Raw genomic sequence first — 20,294 nt, forward strand, 5'->3', positions numbered from 1 at the left:
GGGGAGAGGACGCAGGGACGCCGGATGGCGAACCGGAGTACGGCATGTACCCTTTGCGAACATTTGAACGGGCCGCCCGAGGGCGGTGGCTGGGGCGTGCGGGACCGGGTCGCGGGATTCCGATCGCTCGCACACAAGTGCCCACTTGGGGCCGTGCGGCCCGCGGCCTGCAGTGACCGGTGGTCCGCCGCTGCTGCGCGGGGTGTCCGCCGGGGTCCGCGGTTCGGTTCGGTGCCGAGGGAGGCCGTTCATGGCCAGCGAGTTCCAGGAGCGCAAGCTCAGGGGGATGTTTGCCGCGTTCGACGCCGACGGGGACGGCTGTCTGCGCGAGGAGGACTTCAGGGCGCTGGTCGCCCGCTGGAGCCGGCTGCCCGCGGTGGGTCCGGGGACGGAACTGCGCGTGCGGGTCGAGACCCTGCTGATGGGGTGGTGGTCGGCACTGCGCGAGGCCGGGGGCGCCCGGGGAAGCGGGACGGTCGACCTGCCCGAACTGCTCACGGTGGTCGACAGGCTGCCCGCGATGGCGGCGGAGGTCACCGCCACGGCGAACACGGTCTTCGACGCCGTGGACACCGACGGGGACAGCCGCATCAGCCCGGAGGAGCACCGGCAACTCGTGGAGACCTGGAACGGGCGGCCTGTCGACCTGACCGGCGTCTTCGAACTGCTCGACGCAAACGGCGACGGCCATCTCGACCGTGGGGAGTTCGCGATGCTGTGGCGCCAGTTCTGGACGAGCGACGACCCCACGGAACCGGGAAACTGGCTATGCGGCAGGTTCGCCGCCTGAGCGGAGCAACGGATTCGGGAAACGGGCGGTTCCGCGGCCGCCGCCCGCGGGACCCGGCCTTCACGTGGCGCCCGGCTTCACCCTCCTGCTGTCCGGGGCGTACCCCAGCGGGTCGGGGACCCGGCCCGCGTCGGGGAACGTCGCCTCGGCTCGCCCCCCACGACCAAGTCCTCCGGGGCCTCGAAGCACGGCGAACCCAGAACCCCACGCCTCGCGTGACGAAGGGCATAGAGGCCCCCGCACAGTCGGGTGCGGCCCGCCACCGTGGGGTGGCGGGCCGCATGCGGTCGGTGTTCGCTTGTGGTGCGGGTCAGGCGCCGGGCTTCACGGGGCCGATCTGGGTGCCGAAGTCGACGGAGAGCTTGCCGTCGGCTTCCTGGTTGCCGGGGATGACGCCGCCGCCGGGGGTGCGGAGGGTGAAGACGGTCCGGTTGGCGGGCGCGCCCTCGGCGGTGTCGGGGACCTGGATGTCGAAGTGGACGGGGTGGCCGGGGCCGAAGGTCACCTTGGTGTTCTGCGAGCCGTAGGGCTTGGTGGTGATGCCCTTGAGGGAGCCGTTGTCGTAGAACTTCACGTTGCGGGGGGAGCCGGCGAGCTGGCAGGCGCTGGTCTTGGGAGCGGCGGTCAGCGTGACCCGGTAGTGGCGGTGCCCGGAGCTGGCGGTGTCCGGCGTGATCTTCGTCTTGAGGTTGGCGGGGCGGCACGAGGACGGCGCGCCGGAGCCGGCCGGGTGCGCGGTGGTGGATGCCTGCGCGACACCCGTACCGGCGATCCCCGCCAGTGTGACGCCGGCAACTGCCATCACGAACTTGGTGGACTTGGTCATGGTCGACTCTCCGTGTCTAGCGGTCGTACGTGGGGCCCCCGCCCCGAACTCCTGACACCACGAAGCCTGTTGATCTTCTTCGCTGTGGGCGTCACGGAGATGTAACGCCTTCGCCACGGCGACCGTGAGCGTCACGATCCCGTCGGCGGACGCCGTGGTGGAGAGCGCGACGTCGACGGCTCCGGCCCGGCTGGTGCCGAAGCGGACCTCGATCGACTGCGGGGAGCGGAAAGCGACCGCGTAGACCACGTCCGGGTGGCTCAGTGGCTTCTGCCGTCCGGCCGAACGGGCTCGATCGCGACCGGCGCGACCGGCTTCGGCTATTCGTCCTCGATGGGGCGCAGAGCGCCGGGGTCCCCGAAAACGATCATGGTGTCCCCGGCCCTTACGGCGGTCTCCGGATCGGGGTTGGGCTCCAGGGCGCCGTCGGCGCGGCGGATCAGCAGGGGCAGCGCTCCCCCGCACGCCTGGCGCAGGGGCCGTCCCACGAGGCGGGAGCCGACGTCGAAGCGGATCTCCTCGATCCGAAAGTCGGAGCTGCCGGCCCGGGTGAACTCCAGGAAGTCCACCACGTGCGGGCGGACCGCCAGCAATGCCATACGCCGGCCGCTGGTGATGTAGGGAGAGACCACGCTGCTCGCGCCGGCGTGGGCGAGGCGTTCGGCCGACGCAGCCTCCGAGGCCCGCGAGACGATGGCGAGCGAGGGATTGAGGGAGTGGGCGATCAGGGTGATGTAGACGCTCTCGGCGTCCGAGTCGACCGCGCAGACCAGACCGCGGGCGTGGTCGATGCCCGCGCGGCGCAGCACCTGCTCGGAGGCGGCGTTGCCGATCAGGTAGGGCGCGCGCTCACGCTGCAGCCGCTCTTCCAGGGCGGCGTCGCTCTCGATCACGACGAAGGGGACGCCCTCGGCCGCGAACTCGCGGGTCACGGCCTGGCCGACCCGCCCGTAGGCGCAGACGATGAAATGGTCGCGCAGCGCGTCGATGCGGTGCTGCATCCGCCGCTTCCTTCCCGCAGGCCCGAACCGTCCCTCCACCAGTGCCGTCCCGATCAGCCCCAGGACCGCGACGAAGACCGCGACCCCCACCACCGCCAGCGCGGCGGTGAAGAGCTTGCCGGCCTCGCTGAGCCGGTCGGCACCGGAGAACCCCTCCGTGGTCAGCGTCATCACCGTCAGATAGACGGCGTCCGGCAGGGAGAACCCCAGCCGCGCGTACCCGCCGACACCGCAGGCGAGCAGCGCCAGCAGGGCGGACGCGGCCAGGAGCACCCGCCGCCCCGTACCGCGTGGCGGCCACACAAGACCTCCTGCCCTCGCCTCGCCTTGTCTTCAGTGTCCTCACCAGGCGTCGGGGAGCAACACGGAAGCGGCGCCGGGGGGCTGTCAGTGCAGGATGCTGACGGCCCGCGCGATCACCAGGAGCGAGGTCAGCAGGGCGGAGACGCTCTGGATGCTCATCATGGCCTTGGCCCGGGTCGACAGCGGCATGGTGTCGGTCGGGCTGAAGGCCGTGGAGTTGGTGGTGGACACGTACAGGTAGTCCATCAGCGTGGGGACCCAGTCCGAGGTGGCGCTGGCACCGTCGGCGACTTCCTGGACGGCGTCGTCGTTCTCGTCCTGGGAGAAACGGAAGTCCGCCAGCGGCAGGGCGGAGCGGGGCACCTGGGTGCGGCTGACCGGGCCGCCCCGGTCCAGCTCCCAGTAGGCCAGCCCGAAGACGATGATGTTGGTGAGCCACACCTGCAGCGCGGCCACCAGCAGGGACCGGCCGTCCTTCACCCCGGCGTAGAGCAGTTCATGGATCAGGATGGCCAGCGCGACCAGGTTGCTGACCGCGATGACCCCGACGAGTGTCAGTGACAGCACGCGGAAAGCCTTGGTCTGCCGGGTCAACCGTTTGGGGTTGATCGCGATGAGCGGGATGAGCAGCAGGCATTCCAGGGCGGGCAGCACGTACCGAGGGGCGATGAGCAGCCGCTGCGGCAGCAGCAGGTACAGGCAGATCGCGGCGAGCGTCGCGACCACCGCCGGCAGCCGCGCTTCCCCCCTGCGCTCATGACGAGGATGCCTGGTACTCGCATCCGCACGCGTACGCCTCATATCCGCCTGGCCTTCCGGTCGTTGCCACGGACAGTGCACGTCGCCCTGGCACTGCCTTCCGGCGCCGGCCGCCGGGCACCTTTCAGCATCTACCCCGCTGCCCGCTGCCCGTGCCTGCAGCTTTGCGGGCTGTTCCGCCGCCGCGGCCGACCCCACACGTCGACGCCGCCCCTCCCTGCCGGGTACAGGGGAGGGGCGGCGTCGATGAGCAGCGGCCCGGGTCAGACCGGGGCGGCCTGCTTCGCCAGCGCGGCGAGCGGGGAGCGCCGGCCCTTCTGCACCCCGCGCAGCTGCTCCCAGTCGGTCTTGGGGTGGGCGGGGACGATCGCGTCTGCGGATGCCGTGGTGTAGAGGGCGACGCCGACGGCGTGGGCGTGTCAGCGTGCGGGTTGCTGTTGGTTGTCCAAGGGCAGGGGCATGCCGCCGATTAGGCGGGTGGATCCACAGAACTGACGATCATGGAACCCGTGCGCGATGGCCGATTCTGCTGGGGAGATGCCACGGGAGTGAGACGGATTGCTCCGGCCAAGCCCTGAGACATGCAGAGAACCGCAGCCACCGGGCATGTGGCTAGCGCCGGAGCCGTTGGGCGCCGCGGGCCAGGAAGAAGCAGGTCGGTTGGACCGGTGGCGGTTGTCCTGCCGTCGGCGAGGCGGTCGTCCGCCAGGTCGGGCTGCGAGTCGCCGTGTGCGAGGGAAGCCGGGCTATTGCGGCTGTTCCGCTGTCGGGGCAGGCTGGTGGGATGGGGGGCCAGTTGGGGCGAAAGGCGGCGTGGGCGCTGCTGTGGCCGGTGTGGTGCGTCCTGGCGGCGGCCGTCCCGTTGGGGATCTCGCTATTGTCGCTGAGACTCGAGCAGGACGCGTGGCGTGAGAACGAGCACGGTCTGGTCCTCGTGCTCATGCTCGCGGATCTGTTCTTCTACATCGGCGTGGTCGCGGTGTACGCGTTCGTCAGAGACCGCTGGGTGGACGACCGGACCAGCACAGTGCGATGGGTGCTCTTCTGGGTCGGCGCTGTTGTCGTCATCGCTTGTTCCGTCATGGCGGGCGGTTTCGGCGACCGGGATGTCGAACAGCAAATCCTGCACGACCGCGGCGTGACGTTCACGGGCGTAGTCACCGGCATCCGGACCTACACCAGCGACAGCGGTGCCCCCAGGCAAGACGGGGTCTACGTCCGACTGAACGACGGCAGGTCGTTCTCCGTCGATGGCGAACCGCGCGTCGGCAGCACCGTGGAGGTCACCGCCGATCCTCTGGGAAAGGTCCATCCCCGGCTCGGTCAGCGGCCGGCCGCACCTACGCGACGGCTCCTGAAAGTATTTCTCGTGGTGCTGGCCGGCGGCCATGTCATGGAAGCGAGCATCGTGTGCGGGCCGCTCACCGGGCCGGTCCGTTCCCAGGACAGCTGCGACGCCGAGCCGGTCAGTCACTCGGGGGAGTGAGCTCGCCGGAGTCGTCCGTCGGCGCGGACAGCACACTCAAACCTCACGGCCTTGGTGTCGATCACGGGTGCTGCAGCAACGCACGTGATCACGACGAGGGGAAGAAAAGGGAACTGCGCAACCAACGACGGCGGCTCCAAGACGCCGGACGCCGCCGCTTCGTCGCCGGGCAGTCGCGCCGGCCCCGGCCCTGGCAGAACCCCATCGGCAACGCGGCCGCGCGCCGCGATGCGCGCGCCCTGTCCCGGGTGCGACACTCCACTGCCTGGCTGTGATGACGATGCTGGGCATCGTCACCGAGTGGAACCGCGCGGCCCGCCCTCGCGCGCGACGGCGGGCGTCGTCCCCGCGCCCGCGGGGGTAGCTCGCCGGACCCGGACGACGGCGTGATCCGGGACCGGTCGTCCCTGCGCCCACGGGGGTAGCTCGGCAGTGCACCCGTGGAGCGCGCTCCTTGGTCGGTCGTGTCCGCGCCCGCGGGGGTAGCTCCTCCCGAGCATCGCCGACCTCGTTCGCGAACAGGTCGTCCCCGCCCCCGCGGGGGTAGCTCGCTGCCGCAGCCGCTGGGCGCGCTCCAAGATCGTCGTCCTCGCGCCCACGGGATAACTCCCCTCTCGGGGGACGGAGGGCGGCACGGCGGGCGTCGTCGCGCGCCCGCGGGGGCGCTCCGTCCGCGATGCCGCCCCGACGCGGTAGCGCCCGTCCTCCCCGCCGACGTGGATTTGCATCTCGAGTCAGCCCAGCACCGCCAGCGCGTTACGCAGGTAACTCCGGGAGAGCCTGCTCCACGGCCTGGTGCGCGGCGACGGCGGGGGACGCCGGAGCTCCAGGAGCTCACCCCGCGTGTGCCGTTTGGTGAGCCTGCGTACACCTGTGCGCCCGGCGATGAGCGGTAGGTGGCCGCCCAGGCGGGGGAGCTTGTGGCCATCTGCTGCTCGACCGTGAGGGGTGGTCATGGAATTCGTCCGCCGCGCGGGGCCACCGGTGCTGCTGTCCTGCCTGCTGCTGACGGGCTGTTCATCCGGTTCGCAGTCAGGGTCGGCTACTTCGGGGAAAGGACGGTACTCCTGCGGCGGGGCCGTCCGGCACGACGGTCTCGCCTGGAGCGGTGGGGATTCCGGTGGGGGCGGGGCCGCAGAAGACGTACACGGTGCAGCGGCAGCCGGCCGCGGGCAGCTGCCGCTACCGGTACGAGAAGGGCGAGCCCCTCGAAGACTCCTCGTGCACGCCCGGCGCTATCTCGCCGTCGGTGACGCAGGCGACGCTGGCGTCGACGATCTGCCGCGAGGGCGGCTACACCAAGGGGATCCGGCCCCCGGAGAGTGTGACCGGTCCGGAGAAGCGCGCGAACGCTGGCTCCTACGGCTACACCGGCCGCCTCGGCGACGCGGAGTACGACCACCTGGTCTCCCTCGAACTCGGCGGTGACCCGAACGACCGCCGAAACCTCTGGGTCGGGCCGCCGGACCCCGGCCACAAAACCGGGTCCGGGGTCCACAACAAAAAGGATCCGGTGGAGTCGCAGTTGCACACCGCGGTCTGCTCCGGGAAGGTGAGCCTCCAGGCCGCGCAGCAGGCCATCGTCACCGACTGGACGACTGTGTTGTCCAAGCTGGGCCTGCCCCCGTCCTAGCGGGCTTGACCGTAGGCTGGCCGATGCGGGAGCCCGGTGAGCGACGCGCTGCACATCGTCCTGGACGACACCGCGCTGGCCGCGGCCTGCCGCGGTAACGTCCTGGCCTCGCGGTTGATCCACCGCGCGCATGCGGAGTCCGGGTGGTACCTCTATGCCCCCGCGTGTGCGCTGGTCGAAGCCGATCTTTGCCCGGCCGGGTACGGCCGAGCACCTCGCCGCGCTGCCCGGCACCACCGTCCTGGACCTGGACCTGCCCTCTGTCCTGGTGGTGGCCCAGCAGGACACCTGGGCTGCGGCGCACTGCCAGTATGTTGCGCAGCCCACCCCCGACCGTCCGGTCGGGGCGGTGATCACCACGACCGCCCCGACCGCTGGAAAGGCGAGCCGGTCCGCGTCCTGGACCTCATCCCCTGCCCACCTCAGGTGAATGCCCAGGTCGGGCGCCTTGATGCTCCTATTGCCTTCAAGCGGCTTGGAGCCAGTTGCGGTAGGCGTGAGCGAGGTCGTCGTCTCGGCGGATCTCGCGTTCGAGGGTGGAGATGGTGGCGGGCCAGACTCCGAGGTGCTGGGCCGCCGCGGTGAGGGTGAGGTTCCTGGATTGCCGCAGGGGCCGTAGGCCGGCGATGCCGGGGACGGTGACCGTGGTGGTCAGACAGCGGAACATCTCACGGGCGATGGCCCGTTTCAAGAGCCGGATGATCTCCTTCTTCGTCCGTGGTGGCACGAGGTGAACACCCACGCGTTCCAGTCCGCGTTCATCGACGCCGACCGGGCCTGGAAGAACTGGCTCGACTCCCTGCGCGGGGCCCGGGCCGGCCGCCGGGTGGGCTACCCGCGGTTCGAGAAGAAGGGCCGCGCGCGCGAAGCGTTCCACCTCCACCACGACGTCAAACGGCCAACCATCCGGCTGGACAGCTACCGGCGCCTGCTCCTGCCCCGGATCGGTTCCGTGCGGCTGCACGAGTCCGCCAAACGCATGGGCCGCCTGATCGGACGCGGCGACGCCGTGGTGCAGTCAGTGACCGTCTCCCGAGCCGGCCACCGCTGGTATGCCTCCGTCCTCGGTCGACCAGTCCGAGCCACGCGTGCGAAGGCGGCCATCCGCTCGTCGGGCTCGACACCGAGCACCGTGCAGCCGGCCGCCTGGAATTGCCGGGCTTCGATGCCGGTCCCGGCTCCGACGTCGAGGACGTGCCGACCGGGGCTTGCCGCGACGATCCTGTCCACCAGGGCCTGGGGATACGGCGGTCGGGCGCGGTCGTAGCGTTCGGCATCGACGCCGAACGACTCGGCCGTCTGCCGGTGGCGGTGGGGCTCGGGGCCGGATGTGTCCGGCTGTCCCTGCGATAAAGTGGGCATGCGCCCACACTAATGGGCGGTTGCCCACTTGTTAGGGCGGGGGCGGCCGGAAAGGGAGACAATGCCGTCAGGGGTGCACATCCACAACGTGCGCGGCCAGTTGTTCGAAGCCGCCGAGCGCGTCCTGCTTCGGGACGGGCCCGACGCGTTGACCAGCCGGGCGGTCACGGAGGAGGCGACCTGTGCCAAGGGCGTGCTGCACCGGCACTTCACCGACTTCGACGCTTTCCTGGCGGAGCTGGTCCTCGACCGCGTCCGCGGCATCGAGGACCGAACCACGACTCTGCGTGCCGCCGCCGGCACCGGGAGCGTGGTGGACAACCTCGCCGACGCGCTGGAGGACCTGTTCGGGCCGGTCACGGTGGCCATCGTCGCGCTCATCACCTTCCGCGACGGCCTCCGCGCCCGGCTGCGCGAGGCCGGTCTGACCGGCATCCCGCTGGCCATGCAAGGCACCGCCATGATCGCCGCCTATCTCACCGCCGAGCGGGAGTTGGGGCGCCTGGCCGGTGACGCCGACATCGACACACTCGCCCCCACCCTCGTCGGGGCCGGGCACCTGCTGTTCGCCGACCGGACAAGTGCCCCGCCGCAGACCGCCGCCGTCCGCAAGATGGTGACCACCGTCATCGCCGGCGCCTTGCGACCACCCCAGTCGTGACCTAAGCACCCAGGTCACACGTCGCCCCGCCCGTCTCTGCCCCGGATCTGGGGTTTCGCTGGAATCGGCCGGCTGGGGTTCTCGGGCGAGGGTGATGTAGAGCGCCGTGATGGTGGTCAGGGGGATCCAGGAGTCGTGGTTGTCGAGGAAGTAGCGCCATGTCTCTGTGGCGGTCAGGCCCTGTTTGTTAGTGGGTCTTGATCCTGCGGTAGTTGTCCTCCGTCATGAAGGCCCGTGCCGGGGGGTGCGGGGAAGCGCGGGCTGAGGATCCTCTTGAGGCCCCAGAGCGGGAGTCGTGGGCGAGCAGCACGAGGACCAGGAGCACGGCGGCCGAACCGGCCCGGCCGCCGCTGACCGTGGCCCGCGCCCGGAAGATGACGGCCGGGCTGCGCGAGGCGATGGACGACGTCCGGCGCTCCGTGGCGGTGCTCGCCGCCCAGGTCCGCGACGCGCACGCCGCTCGCGTCTGGGTGCCGCTCGGGCACCCGAGCTGGAAGTCGTACTGCGCCGCGGAGTTCGGCATCAGCCGCGCCCAGGCGTACCGGCTCCTGGACGTCGCCCGCTCCCTCGCCGCGATCCACGACGCCGTCGCGGCACACGCCGATGCGTCTCGCACGCGAGACAGCGACCCATCGTGAGGGACTGGACCACCGCGCTGCCCAAGCTGGGCCTTCCTCCGTCTTCCAGTGGTCGCTTCGGGGACGCGTCGGTGTCTTCCGACGCGTGAGTCGGCACCGTTGCGTGGTGTTCACACGGCTCGCCGGACGCTGTTCTGTACATCTACTGTGGCCTGTCTACATTCGCGGCAGATGCCCTCCGGACGCGCTGGACCAACCATAGGCCTCCCGCAATCCTGGCATTCAGGCCGCCGCTGCCCCGGCCTGTCATGAGTGGCAGCACTCGGTTGTGCGGCGTCTCCGGCGTGGTGATCGCGCCGGTGTTCGGAACACCGGTGACACAACTGTCCGGTGTCGATGATGACCCCGTCTTCGCATCGCGGGTCAGGGCATTCACGGCCGCACCTGCCGATGGGACATTGGTGGGATGCGATGAGCCGTACCGCGACACCGACGGGATGAGCTAAGCCTGCTCCGCCAGTGGATATGTCGGAGATCGAGGCGAATCCCCAGGCGTACCAGCGGCGATGGGCTCGCGCGATCAGTTCTTCGACAGTGCGGTGTTGGTGCTCGCGCAGGATGGTGTCCCGTAGTGCTGCAGGGCGCCACCGGGGGAGCAGAACACGCAATTCCTCGGGAAGTCCGACTTCGACGGCTTGAACGGCTTGTGCTTGGGCCCGGGTCATTCGCGGAGCGGCAGAGGTGCGTGGGCGCCCGGCGGTGGTGTTGGGGGCGTTCCTACTACTTGCTGTCGGAGGCCTTCGGCCGGGGGCGACGCTTCGCGCCGCAGGCGCGGTCCCTTGGTGTTGTTCTTCTTGGTCTGCTTCAACCCCCTGGCGTGGGGGTGCGTAGGCCTTTGTGGTGGGGGTACGTACCCCCACCACGGGGGGTACGGCCTGGCCTGCTGTTTTGGCGGGCTTTCCTGCTCGCTCCGTACCCCCCGCGATGGGGGTACGGGAGTGCAGGCCGAAAAAGGACACGGCTGGCGGCAGAGGCGTGCGGTTCTTCCTTGCCAGTGCTCGGGCGCGGGCGGTTTGTTCGCAGTGTTCCTTGAGCGTCTGGCGGGTGGCGGTGAGCCAGGAGTCGAAGTCCGCTTCGCGCGCGTCGCGTTCTTCCGGGGATTCGTCGGGCTTGGCTCGATTAAGGGTGTACCAGTCGGCCATGGACCGCGGTCCGCGGTAGCCGACGGGTGGAGTCTGGTGGACGATGTAGCGGTTGCGGCGCACGAGGCCGGTGGTGGAGCGGATGACTTCCACGGCGCCGATCACTTCCAGCTGCAGCATGTACTTGGAGACGTTCTCGGGTTTCTTCAATCCCAGGATGCGGGCGAGTGTGAGCAGGCCCGGCCAGACCTCGTTGTCGTCCCGCGAGGCATTGAGATGGGCGGACAGCGCCCAGTACAGGGTTCGGGCGTCGGAGTCTGCTCCGGAGAGCAGGACCCAGTCGCCGACCTGGGTGAAGGGTGCGCGCCGACCGAGAGAGACCTCCAGTGTGTGGTCGAGGGCTGTCGGATCGTCGGGTACGTGTGTGCTCACTGCGCTGCACCTACTGAGTGGGGGGCGCGCCCAGGGCGTCTCCGGCCCGCGTCGGCAGGGGAGGGGACTGCCGGTTTCGGCTGGTCATGCCGAGTGAGCACGGTGTGATCGCTGCCGGCTTCGGTTGTGTCCCGCGGGACGGCTCTCTGGTGCCGCGCCATGGCTCCCCCATTAACGTCAGTTCATGACTCCGGTGGATAATAGACACGAGATCCACCGCGTTTCCAGCAAACTCCCGCGACTGAGCCGGTAGTTGAGGGCAGCCATTCAGTACACTCGTGGCCTGGGTACCCATGAACTAGCGAGGAGTCGGGGGATGAGCAGTGCGACCGAGCAGGGTGCTGGTGGTGAGGTCACCCGCACCCTCGCGGAAAAGCTCGATCACTTGTTCCGAACCGCGACGCCGAAGGATCGGAAGGCGCCCTCCCACGAGGACGTCGCCGCTGCCATCAACATCGCTGCGGGGGAACGGGCGATCAGCGCCACATACATCTGGCAGCTGCGTACCGGCCGGAAGACCAACCCGACCATGAAGCACCTCGAAGCTCTGGCCCGATACTTCGGTGTCAGCCCTGCCTACTTCCTCGACAACGAGCAGGCACAGCGCATTGACGAGCAGCTCGCCTTGCTACAGGCGCTGAAGGAGAGCGATGTGCGCAACATCGCACTTCGGGCACACGGCCTCTCTGATTCCAGCCGTCAGGCCCTGGCCGGAGTTGTGAGTCACCTGCGGAAGCTGGAGGGCCTCGGAGAGGATTCCGACTCACAGTACGGCGAGGCCTGACCGTCGTATCCGCCCACCTGCAGCGCGACCGCGCAGAGGCGCAGACCGGCCGTCCCGGTCCATCGGCACGTCCGCGGGCGACCGGACTCTGGCTGCATATATCCCCTCTCCCGGGGGGCTTTGCAAACCCCCGCCAACCCTTCGCTAGGGTTTCGTCACAGACGGTTTGTGAACGAGTCGCGCCCTGTCCCGACCAGGCTTCGCGCGGATCCAGCCCATGGCCGCCATCCAGCGCGGATGAGCCCCTGTGGCACGTGCCGTCGTCGGCACGAAGAAAGTTCGACCTTGATGTAGGGGGAACGGTTGAAGGTGCGACAGCTTCGTCGCCGCTGCAAACGGGAGCTTCGAGCACTGGACATGCAGCCGCCGCTCCAGGTGGATGCCCTGTGTCACGCATTAGGCGAGCGCCGCGGCCGGCCGATTCATCTGGTGCCCTATTCCCTGCCGGTACCGGGACCGTTCGGGGTCTGGATCGCCACGGGCGCCAGCGACTTCATCGTCTACCAGCGTGAGACGACGAAAGCCCACCAGGACCACATCATCTTGCACGAGGTGGGCCACATCCTGGCCGACCACGACAGCGACGAGGGCGACGATGAGCTGTTGGGCCAGATGATGCCCGACATCGCCCCCGAAGCGATCCGCCGAGCGCTGCGTCGCACGTCGTACGACCAGGAGCACGAGCGAGAGGCGGAACTCGTCGCCACCATCATCCTGGAGTGGGCCTCAGTCGTGGACCGGGTCGCGCCACCACAGCCAACGGACGCGTCGGTCCGACGAGTCCAAACGGCGCTGGGGGACAGGCAGGGATGGCTGTGATCGTCTCGCTGCTCATGCTGGCTTTAAGCCTGACGTTCGCCGCAGCGCTGGGATGGAAAATATTCCAGCTGGTCAAGGCCCCCCGCGACGCGGCCTTGCGCGCGGTCACGCTGTGCCTGATCAGTGCTGCCTGCTCCTTCGTGCTGGCCAGACAGCCCTTCGCCGGCTGGATCGCTTCTGCGGGAGGGCCGGGCGCTCCTCGGTTGGTGCAGAACCTGTTCGTCCTCAGCATGGTGTACTGGCTGATGTGCTTCTACCTGTACTCGGCCGCCACTGATGCCGCCGAGGGCAGCACACGCGCACGCCGGGAGGCACTCCTTCTAGCTCTCGCCGCGATCGGCCTTCTCACGGCGACCGCCACCGCGGGCGTTGACGACCACGGCGCGAACTTCCGGGGCTCCGACCTGCGCGATCCGGCTCTTGTGAGCTTCTACCTCGTCGCGGATCTATATCTCGTCTACGCCCTTGCCATGGCCCTGCGCTGGACCTGCGCCTATGCCCGGGCCTCCCAGAGACCGTTGTCAACCGGCCTGTGGCTCACAGCAGTTGGTATCGGTGCCATGGCTGCGTCATGCACGATCCGCACCGTACTGACCGTGGTCCGTTGGCAAGGGGGCACCGCCCCCCAGCCCGTCACCTGGGCCTCAAGCGTCATGATCGCGTTGGCGGTGCCGCTGTTCCTCATCGGAGTCAGCTACCCCGGAGCCGCTACCCGGATTGCGGCGGTGCGGATACGCCGCCAGCACCGCCGCCTGTATCGCCGGCTGGGGCCGCTGTGGCAGTTGCTCAACGAGGCGTATCCCGAGCACACCCTCGGCCGGATGCCCGCCAGGCCATGGCGCGACCACCTGCTCCCGCTCGGCATTCACCGGCGCTTCTACCGCAGGGTCATCGAGTGCCGTGACGGCCTGGTACGGATCAGCCCCTACCTGGCACCGGCCGCGGGCCCGGTGGAGAACCATCCGGGAGGGGCCGACGAGCTGGCCGACCAGCTGTGCGCTGCACTGCACAACGAGCAGCCCCAAGAGGCGCCCGCTCCGGCCGTTGCCGTCGCGATGCCGCTGACGCAGAGCCTGGAGGACGACGTGCGGCAGCTGGTTCAGCTGTCGGACGCGGTGAGACGACGATGCGTCGTCGCCAGGGCCCAACACACCGACTGAGGAAGCGAGACGTCGTGAACCAGGTACTCATCACCGCAGAACGCATACTGCTAGGTCCCGGCAGCGCACACATCGACGACGGCGCCGTCCTCGTCTCCGGCGACGTCATCGTGGCAGCAGGGGCACGCAACGACGTACTGGCTCATTCGGAACCGGACTGTCGAGTGATGAAGTTTCCCGGTGCCACCATCCTCCCCGGTCTGATCGACTGCCACGTCCATTTGGCCTTCGATGCAGGGCCGGATCCGGTCACTACGCTGACCGACAGCGACGATGCCACCCTTCTCCTGGGCATGGCCGGCCGAGCCCGGCAACTGCTCGACGCCGGCATCACCACCGCCCGCGACTTGGGCGACCGTGGCGGCCTGGCCGTCCGCCTCCGGGATGCGATCAGCGATGGTGCCATAGCCGGACCTCGGATTTTCGCCGCCACCGCGCCGCTGACGCCCCCCAAGGGGCACTGCTGGTTTCTCGGCGGTGAGGTCGAGGGTGAGAACGAGATCCGGCAGAAGGTGCGCCACAACGCCGAAGCAGGTGCGGACGTCATCAAAGTGATGGCGACGGGCGGAGGTCTCACCCGTGGAGGTCCCTCGATCTGGCAGCTGCAGTTCACCACCGAAGAACTCGCCGTTGTGGTGGAGGAAGCGCACCGGCTCGGTCTGCCGGTAGCCGCCCACGCGCACGGCGTTCAGGGCATCGCCGCGGCGATCACCGCAGGGGTCGACACGATCGAGCACTGCAGCTGGATGACCGAAGACGGCACCCCCCACCTGCGCGAGGACCTCATCGCGCAGCTGATTGCCAAGCAGATTCACGTCTGTCCTGCCCACCATCCGAACTGGCAGGCCTTCGCCGACCGCGTCGGTCCCGAAAAGACCGCCGCGCTGTTCGCGCCCACGCGCCGGATGGCGGAGAGCGGGGTGCAGCTCGTGGCGGGGACGGACGCCGGCATCCCACGAGCGTCTTTCGGCGGACTCGTTTCCAGCCTCGAGTTCTTCGAGTACTCGGGTGTTCCGAGGCATCGCATCATCGACATGGCCACCACCAGCGCCGCCTCCGCACTCAGGCTGGGCGACCAGACCGGACGCCTCACCGCGGGATATCGCGCTGACATCCTGGTCGTTGAGGGTAACCCTCTGACCGGCTTGGACGCCCTGCGTGCCGTGCGCCTCGTGCTGGCGGGTGGCCGATTTCATATCCCGCACTCCGCCGCTGCGGCATGGGCTCAGCGACCCGCCGCAGCGGAGCAGGCCTGATCCGGACGGGCTGCGAGAGACCGCGGAGCCACTGGCCCCGCCACCGAAGGTGCGGCCACAGGGCGGCGTAACACAGGGCCCCTGATGAGACGCTGTCCGCGGCCACCATCTACGCGCTGGTCAGCGGCTGTGCCAGGCGCCGGTTGCCGCAGTGTTTCGGTATCTCGAAGTCGGCCGCCCACCGCCGGATCCCGATCTGGTCGAGAGCCGGCGTCCGGGGGCGGTCGCACGAAGCCGTGCTGCACCGGCTCGACGACGTCGGCCTGGTCGGCGTCACACGCGTCGTCCCGGACACCGCACCGGCAGCAGCTCCCCGTACGGGGGCCGGGGAGCTGCTGCCGGTCTGGGGATGCTCTGGCGCAGAGGCCGATATCCGTCAGCCAGGCGCAATCGTTCGTGCCTGCGCCGGTGCGGCCTTCTCGGGCGTACAGAGCAGTGGTACGCAAACGCGGGGTTACCGGTTCGGTGTCATGCGGCCCCGTAGCGCATTGCGTTGACTTGTGTACGTCTGTCGGGGGACTCCAATGATGTGGCAGAACCTCGAAACGCTGAGCCCCCGCGCAGTCCGTAGTGCCTCGAGGTCTGGGAAGGGACCGCCCGCGGGTCCAATGCGGCACGCCCTGCCTTGAGTTGGAGGAATGCCTCGCCCAGCGCTGCCTTGAGTCTGTTGATCTCGTCAAGGAGCTGCTGCTCGCGCCGCGACTTGCCCGCTCCGGCCTCCAGGCCGCGCTGTCCTGCGGCGATGAACTGGCGCCGCCAGTTTCCGATGGACTGTTCTGTGACATTGGCTTCTTTGGCTGCCTGGGAGACTGTGGTCTGTCCAGACAGTACGGCGAGAACCAGTTGAACCTTTTCGTCCGGCGGCACGGCCGGTGGACGAGGCATGTGCCTACTCCCCCTCAGTAGCTTTCTCAACTGGGGCGCTGATGCGGTCGGTAAAGCCGTGTGTCGAGCACGACCGGAGGAGAGCACAGTCCGCCGCTGCGGTCTCCATGCGTTTGCCCCCGTGTGCTCGCCAGCAGCCAACCGACCTGGCCTGCATCAACAGCCTCTTTCATCGATCAGAACACATTCGCACGCTAGTTGCACACCCCATGGGTTCTGCAGCGTGCAAATCTTGCCATCGACCATGTAGTTGCCTACCTGGAAACTATGTGCAACCCTGGCAGCAACGCTTCTGCTGGAGGAGGAACGCGATGAACACGTACGACGACGCCCGTGCGGCGCTGGACGCGGCCGCTACCGCACGCAGTGCCGCCCGATCGCGTCCTGTCGCGGCATGGCACCCGCCCTTCGTCGGACTCGGCTTTGCCGTCGGGCTCTCCGCGCTCGGTCTCGCCGATGACTTGCGCCCCTGGCAGTGGGTGATCCGCTCGGCCGCTCTCCTCGTGGTCGTCGCGGCCGTCGCCGTGCCGTTTGCGGCCGCCCGCCGCAGCGGTGTCATGGCCTGGTCGGCAGGTGCGGGCAATGCCGACCGCTGGAAGAACGGTGCTTCGATGTCCCTGGTCGTGGTTGTCGCGCTGCTCGTCGACGCGGCAGTCGGCGGCCCCTGGTTCTTCGTCGTGCTGGGCTGTGGTCTCGGCGCGTCCGCCTGGATCCGCCTGGCCGGTGCACGCAAGGCGTGAGGACCGATGTCAGGAAAGCTGCATGAGCAGATCCACCACCCCACCCGCCTGGCCATCATCGCCTTCCTCTCCGGCTGCATAGAGGCCGAATTCAAGGCGGTCCAGGAATCCTGCGGTACGTCAGCCGCTACGCTGTCAAAGCTGGTCACGGCGCTGGAAAGTGCGGGGTACGTCCGGGTACGCAAGGGGTACTTCGGCAGGCGCCCGCGTACATGGCTCTCTCTGACGCCCGACGGCAGGAAGGCTCTAGAAGAGCACCTCGCCGCCCTGAACGCGCTGGTGAACACAAGTGTCGAACAGGGGCGACGGCACGACACGGCCGCTGCGCCCGACACCTAGAAGCGCCGGTAGGTGCCCGTCCTGTACACGGGCACCTACCGGTTCCCCGCCAACGGGCGGGAGCGTCACATAGGGGGATATGTGACAAGTTTTATTCCGTCAGTTCGCGCAGATCTCCCGCGAAGTGACCAAACGCGACATGACAGCTTTCAGCAGCCGCCGTGGATGGTCTGGGAGATGCTGTAGCCGATGGTCGCTCCGCAGGCCGCGGACGAGGTGTCGATCGACACCAGGATCGACGGCGTGGTGGCCGGGGCGTCGCCCTCGGCGGTGACGCCGAACTCCTCGGCGGAGGTGTAGGCGGTGTAGCCGGCGATGAGCTGGTCGGTGGTGTTCACGTGAACTCCTTCAGATCGGTCCGCCCGGTAACCAGGCGGAAACGGTGGCGGTGAGACAGATCAGCAGTGGCCGGACAGCGTGGTGCCGACGACCGAGGCGGTGAGGGAGACGCATTCGGTCGACGAGACCGTGGTCACGGTGACCGGCGTGGTGGCCGGGGCGTCGCCCTCGGCGGTGACGCCGAACTCCTCGGCGGAGGTGTAGGCGGTGTAGCCGGCGATGAGCTGGTCGGCGGTGTTCACGTGAACTCCTTCGAATCGGTTCGCCCGGGGACCGGGCGACGGAAAGCAATGCAGGGGCCGTCCGGAATCCGGCCGACGTCCTGGCGGAAGAAGTTGAACACGCGGTGCGGAACCGGGCGAGGCGGAAAGGAACCGGTGACTTGCCCCCGTTGACACCTTCACCTGGAGTTTTTCAGTGCAGAGAGAAAGAATTCGAGCGGTCGGATGGGTTCATTCCGTTTGCCTGTGCACGTGCAGCCAGACGCAAAACCTCGTTGAGGACGGCCAGCTCTTCGAGGGCTTCATCCAATGCCGACCGCAGTTGCTGCACCTGGGCGTGAGCCCGCTCCGAGCCCTGGGGTACCGCCCCGCTGCCGGACAACCGGCGGCTTCCGGCCTGGACATAACTCCGGATCCAGGACTCCACGTACGCCTCGGGAACACCCAACGCACGCGCGGCGGCACGTGCGCGTACCTTCCCCTGCAGCACCTGAAGCACCGTAACGGCCTTGACGTCCGACGTAATCGCGCTCGTCACGCCGGCGACAGGACCGGTATCGGCGGCGAGCCTAGATTGCGCGCCGGATCCACCGGATCGATAGAGGCGTCGAGGAAGGCACTGGCGACCATCTCTGCTGCTTCCGTCCGGTCCTCTTCCGGCAGGAGGGCGTGCTGGACGAGAGCCTCGGCAAGGATCGCAGTGCGGTGCTCACCGAAGCTCTGGCCCTTGTGGCCGGCCCGGCGGTCGGCCGGCTCCCAGGCCACACCGATACCGGGAGCCACCTCACGGGCGAAGGGAGAAGTCGACTCTCCCACACCGTCCAAGCCTGTCAGCCGCTCGGCCAGGGCAGGGACGGCGTACTGGGCACGAGGACCGAGGTAGACCACGAGTGCGTCCCGCCGGGGGTACAGATGCGGAGAAGAAGAAACCTTGGCCCGGTACGGCAGGCCAGCCTTTTCCAGATACGTCAGCACGGCGTGCCACGCGTCAGGAGCCGATTCCGGATGAGTGAGATGGACGTACAGGCGCAGCATGTCAGCGCTGCGCTCCCTGCCCAGGCTGCCGTCAGCCAGAAAGAAGCCGGGGGAGAGGCCGGGGCGGGCGGCGGCAAGAGTCACCGTCACAGGACCCGGTGGTACTTCGGGAAGCGGCGTGATCACGGCCTCGGGCGGCATCCGAACCCGGACACCGTCCAGTTCCACGACCGCCTCGTTGTGCTCCGGGCGATAGGCGTGCAGCAGGGCCTGCGTCCGGGTGTGCTCGTGCGGCATCACACTGGCCAATCGGTGATCCAGCTCCCGGTCACGGAAACTGCGAGGCCGGGAGGTCAGCGCCTCGTCGCGTCCCATATGCAGGGTCTGGTAGAGGCCGGCAGCGAGCTTCTTGGCCAGGGCGGGCGCACTGTCGCCTTCGAAGGTTTCCGTGCCGGCTACGGCCTTGAGCCCTCCGGGCTCGACGTGGATGTCGGCGAGGGATGCGGCAACCCGCGGGGCGAGGTGGAAGGTACTCATGCTGCGCCTTTGTCTTCAAGTCCGAGAGTGGCGGTGAAATCGCTGGGGGACAGCAGGATGGTGCGGCCGATGCCAGCGGCAGCCCGGTGAGCAGGGGAGAGCCGCACGGAGTGCACAGCGTGTGCGATCATCCGGTCGATCATGTGCCAGCCGGCGTAGGCGGCCGACCGGGTGGCGAGCTCCGGAACATGCCGGACAGAGGGTTTGACGGCGTGCAGGTAGCTGTCCCAGAAAGCGGACATCAGCGGGCGCAGTCGCGCGAGTTCAGCAACACCGTGGGCGAGGATCTCGTCGTGGGTGGCGGTGTGACCGAAGTCGGCGGCGTCGCTGATGGACTTCGGGATGCCGTGGATGGCCTTGAAAAGCCACTCCCCGATGAAGCCTCCGATGTCGCGGGCAGGGTCTCCGAGGCGGAATTCCTCGAAGTCGGTCATGTACAGCGTCGAGCCGTTCACGAGGAATTGGTCGAGCCGTACGTCGGCGTGGATGGGGCACAGGACGGCGGTCTGCTCGCTGCCGCGCAGGTTGTGGAGGGCCTCGATGACCTGCGCGTCGTTCTGGAGCAGTTGCCAGGTCTCGATTTCCGCGAAGCTGCGTTCGACGAAGTAGTCCAGGGACAGCCCCTGCAGTCCGCCCAGGGGCGGCAGCGGATGAGGGGAGGTGTCGATGGCCGCCTGGTCGGCGGGGAACTGGTGGATGACGGCGAGTGCCTGAGCCGCCTGCCGGCACAGCCCCTCGTCGAAGGCGTCGTCCGCGGCGAGTTCAGATCCGGTGGCGACATCGGGCAGCAGTTCGAAGGCCACTAGATGGTGCTCGGGGTCGGCGCCCAGCAGCGCCGGGGTACGCAGGCGAGGTGATCGACGCTTGGCGGCTAGTTCTTCGAAAACGGTGATGCGCTTGAAATTCTGCGCAGCGGTCGTGTCTTCGAGTTTTTTGACGAATACTTGCGCGCCCGTGGTCGTCGTTCCCGACCAGTTGTCGTTGCGACCGACAAGGGAGGTCAGGGTATCGGGGTCGTAAGCCCCGAGCCCCAGCCTGCCCAGGAGAGAATCCACTTCGGGAAACCTCTCCAGCGAGACCGGAATGTATTCAGCCTTCCCGCCCGCCTTATCCTTATCGCTTACGGATTGGGGTGTCATGAAGAGGAGTTTAAACAGGAGTAGATATGCGGGCAATCCTGAAAGTTACGGTTTATTTTTTCCTGGGTCTCCAGCGAAGGCGATGAACAGCCGCCTCGACCTCCTGACCTGCAGATTGTCTCTCTTG

Annotated in this window: 22 protein-coding genes and 3 pseudogenes; 13 read left to right on the top strand and 12 right to left on the bottom strand. The window is 68.4% G+C overall.

Translation table 11 applies throughout. The annotated features are described in order from the left end of the window. Positions 1-250: 250 nt before the first annotated feature. Positions 251-790, top strand: coding sequence for an EF-hand domain-containing protein (locus AC069R_RS30560; RefSeq protein WP_478769971.1), 540 nt, complete (start codon positions 251-253; stop codon positions 788-790). A 310-nt stretch (positions 791-1,100) separates the two neighbouring features. Here AC069R_RS30560 and AC069R_RS30565 read toward each other — a convergent pair whose 3' ends face one another. The 3 genes from AC069R_RS30565 to AC069R_RS30575 all read right to left on the bottom strand — a co-directional run bounded on the left by AC069R_RS30565 (position 1,101) and on the right by AC069R_RS30575 (position 3,646). After that, positions 1,101-1,616 (bottom strand): DUF4232 domain-containing protein, encoded by a 516-nt coding sequence (locus tag AC069R_RS30565; protein ID WP_478769972.1) that lies wholly within the window; start codon positions 1,614-1,616, stop codon positions 1,101-1,103. Between the two features lie 320 nt (positions 1,617-1,936). Further along, a complete protein-coding gene (locus tag AC069R_RS30570; protein WP_478769973.1) occupies positions 1,937-2,890 on the bottom strand; it encodes a potassium channel family protein in 954 nt (317 codons plus the stop codon). A 114-nt stretch (positions 2,891-3,004) separates the two neighbouring features. Beyond that, complete coding sequence (locus AC069R_RS30575) at positions 3,005-3,646, bottom strand: hypothetical protein (protein ID WP_478769974.1); 642 nt, start codon at positions 3,644-3,646, stop codon at positions 3,005-3,007. Positions 3,647-4,463: 817 nt separating this feature from the next. Between AC069R_RS30575 and AC069R_RS30580 the strand changes: the two genes are divergently transcribed. From AC069R_RS30580 to AC069R_RS30590, 3 genes and pseudogenes are all read left to right on the top strand, one after another. After that, positions 4,464-5,165 (top strand): hypothetical protein, encoded by a 702-nt coding sequence (locus AC069R_RS30580; RefSeq protein WP_478769975.1) that lies wholly within the window; start codon positions 4,464-4,466, stop codon positions 5,163-5,165. A gap of 1,108 nt (positions 5,166-6,273) precedes the next feature. Beyond that, positions 6,274-6,798, top strand: a complete 525-nt coding sequence (locus AC069R_RS30585; protein ID WP_478769976.1) for a hypothetical protein — start codon at positions 6,274-6,276, stop codon at positions 6,796-6,798. A 36-nt stretch (positions 6,799-6,834) separates the two neighbouring features. Beyond that, positions 6,835-7,212: pseudogene (locus tag AC069R_RS30590) on the top strand (PIN domain-containing protein); the annotation flags it as partial. 52 nt (positions 7,213-7,264) lie between these two features. Here the strand turns inward: AC069R_RS30590 and AC069R_RS30595 are convergent. Together AC069R_RS30595 and AC069R_RS30600 are read right to left on the bottom strand one after the other, a co-directional pair. Continuing rightward, positions 7,265-7,489 carry an XRE family transcriptional regulator gene (locus tag AC069R_RS30595; protein ID WP_478770000.1) on the bottom strand — a complete coding sequence of 75 codons (225 nt, stop codon included), beginning with the start codon at positions 7,487-7,489 and terminating at the stop codon, positions 7,265-7,267. Positions 7,490-7,875: 386 nt separating this feature from the next. Continuing rightward, positions 7,876-8,160, bottom strand: a pseudogene (locus AC069R_RS30600) (class I SAM-dependent methyltransferase); the annotation flags it as partial. Between the two features lie 73 nt (positions 8,161-8,233). Here AC069R_RS30600 and AC069R_RS30605 point away from each other — a divergent pair. Both AC069R_RS30605 and AC069R_RS30610 read left to right on the top strand, forming a co-directional pair. Beyond that, positions 8,234-8,821, top strand: coding sequence for a TetR family transcriptional regulator (locus tag AC069R_RS30605; protein ID WP_478769977.1), 588 nt, complete (start codon positions 8,234-8,236; stop codon positions 8,819-8,821). A 356-nt stretch (positions 8,822-9,177) separates the two neighbouring features. Beyond that, complete coding sequence (locus tag AC069R_RS30610) at positions 9,178-9,459, top strand: hypothetical protein (protein WP_478769978.1); 282 nt, start codon at positions 9,178-9,180, stop codon at positions 9,457-9,459. Positions 9,460-9,569: 110 nt separating this feature from the next. On the opposite strand, the gene AC069R_RS30615 is transcribed toward AC069R_RS30610, so the two are convergent. Then, the gene (locus AC069R_RS30615) at positions 9,570-10,973 is read right to left on the bottom strand and encodes a hypothetical protein (protein WP_478769979.1); all 1,404 of its coding nucleotides are present in this window, start codon (positions 10,971-10,973) and stop codon (positions 9,570-9,572) included. A gap of 316 nt (positions 10,974-11,289) precedes the next feature. Between AC069R_RS30615 and AC069R_RS30620 the strand changes: the two genes are divergently transcribed. The 5 genes and pseudogenes from AC069R_RS30620 to AC069R_RS30640 form a co-directional block, all read left to right on the top strand. After that, positions 11,290-11,757, top strand: a complete 468-nt coding sequence (locus AC069R_RS30620) for a helix-turn-helix domain-containing protein (RefSeq protein WP_478769980.1) — start codon at positions 11,290-11,292, stop codon at positions 11,755-11,757. Positions 11,758-12,066: 309 nt separating this feature from the next. After that, on the top strand, positions 12,067-12,576 hold the full coding sequence (locus tag AC069R_RS30625; protein WP_478769981.1) for a hypothetical protein: 510 nt from the start codon (positions 12,067-12,069) through the stop codon (positions 12,574-12,576). Further along, entirely contained in the window at positions 12,567-13,736 is a 1,170-nt protein-coding gene (locus AC069R_RS30630) for an MAB_1171c family putative transporter (RefSeq protein ID WP_478769982.1), read from the top strand. The genes AC069R_RS30625 and AC069R_RS30630 overlap by 10 nt, the downstream gene beginning before the upstream one ends. Before the next feature lie 14 nt (positions 13,737-13,750). Further along, positions 13,751-14,992 (top strand): metal-dependent hydrolase family protein, encoded by a 1,242-nt coding sequence (locus tag AC069R_RS30635; RefSeq protein ID WP_478769983.1) that lies wholly within the window; start codon positions 13,751-13,753, stop codon positions 14,990-14,992. Next, a pseudogene (locus tag AC069R_RS30640) lies at positions 14,949-15,315 on the top strand (transposase); the annotation flags it as partial. The gene AC069R_RS30635 and the pseudogene AC069R_RS30640, both read left to right, overlap by 44 nt. Before the next feature lie 145 nt (positions 15,316-15,460). On the opposite strand, the gene AC069R_RS30645 reads toward AC069R_RS30640, so the two are convergent. Next, positions 15,461-15,877 carry a transposase gene (locus tag AC069R_RS30645; RefSeq protein WP_478769984.1) on the bottom strand — a complete coding sequence of 139 codons (417 nt, stop codon included), beginning with the start codon at positions 15,875-15,877 and terminating at the stop codon, positions 15,461-15,463. 311 nt (positions 15,878-16,188) lie between these two features. Here AC069R_RS30645 and AC069R_RS30650 point away from each other — a divergent pair, with 311 nt between their 5' ends. Together AC069R_RS30650 and AC069R_RS30655 are read left to right on the top strand one after the other, a co-directional pair. Beyond that, positions 16,189-16,617 carry a hypothetical protein gene (locus tag AC069R_RS30650; protein WP_478769985.1) on the top strand — a complete coding sequence of 143 codons (429 nt, stop codon included), beginning with the start codon at positions 16,189-16,191 and terminating at the stop codon, positions 16,615-16,617. A 6-nt stretch (positions 16,618-16,623) separates the two neighbouring features. Next, positions 16,624-16,956, top strand: coding sequence for a winged helix-turn-helix domain-containing protein (locus AC069R_RS30655; protein WP_478769986.1), 333 nt, complete (start codon positions 16,624-16,626; stop codon positions 16,954-16,956). 149 nt (positions 16,957-17,105) lie between these two features. Here AC069R_RS30655 and AC069R_RS30660 read toward each other — a convergent pair whose 3' ends face one another. From AC069R_RS30660 to lxmK, 5 genes are all read right to left on the bottom strand, one after another. Beyond that, complete coding sequence (locus AC069R_RS30660) at positions 17,106-17,294, bottom strand: LxmA leader domain family RiPP (RefSeq protein ID WP_478769987.1); 189 nt, start codon at positions 17,292-17,294, stop codon at positions 17,106-17,108. 60 nt (positions 17,295-17,354) lie between these two features. Continuing rightward, positions 17,355-17,537: an LxmA leader domain family RiPP gene (locus AC069R_RS30665; RefSeq protein ID WP_388184700.1), complete on the bottom strand. Its 183-nt coding sequence runs from the start codon at positions 17,535-17,537 to the stop codon at positions 17,355-17,357. Between the two features lie 172 nt (positions 17,538-17,709). Then, complete coding sequence (locus tag AC069R_RS30670; protein WP_478769988.1) at positions 17,710-18,054, bottom strand: hypothetical protein; 345 nt, start codon at positions 18,052-18,054, stop codon at positions 17,710-17,712. Beyond that, positions 18,051-19,028 (bottom strand): T3SS effector HopA1 family protein, encoded by a 978-nt coding sequence (locus AC069R_RS30675; protein ID WP_478769989.1) that lies wholly within the window; start codon positions 19,026-19,028, stop codon positions 18,051-18,053. Before AC069R_RS30675 ends, AC069R_RS30670 begins: the two co-directional genes overlap by 4 nt. Continuing rightward, a complete protein-coding gene (gene lxmK / locus AC069R_RS30680; RefSeq protein ID WP_478769990.1) occupies positions 19,025-20,167 on the bottom strand; it encodes a class V lanthionine synthetase subunit LxmK in 1,143 nt (380 codons plus the stop codon). The genes AC069R_RS30675 and lxmK overlap by 4 nt, the downstream gene beginning before the upstream one ends. Positions 20,168-20,294: the final 127 nt, after the last annotated feature.

The organism is Streptomyces sp. NPDC043952 (assembly GCF_056435325.1).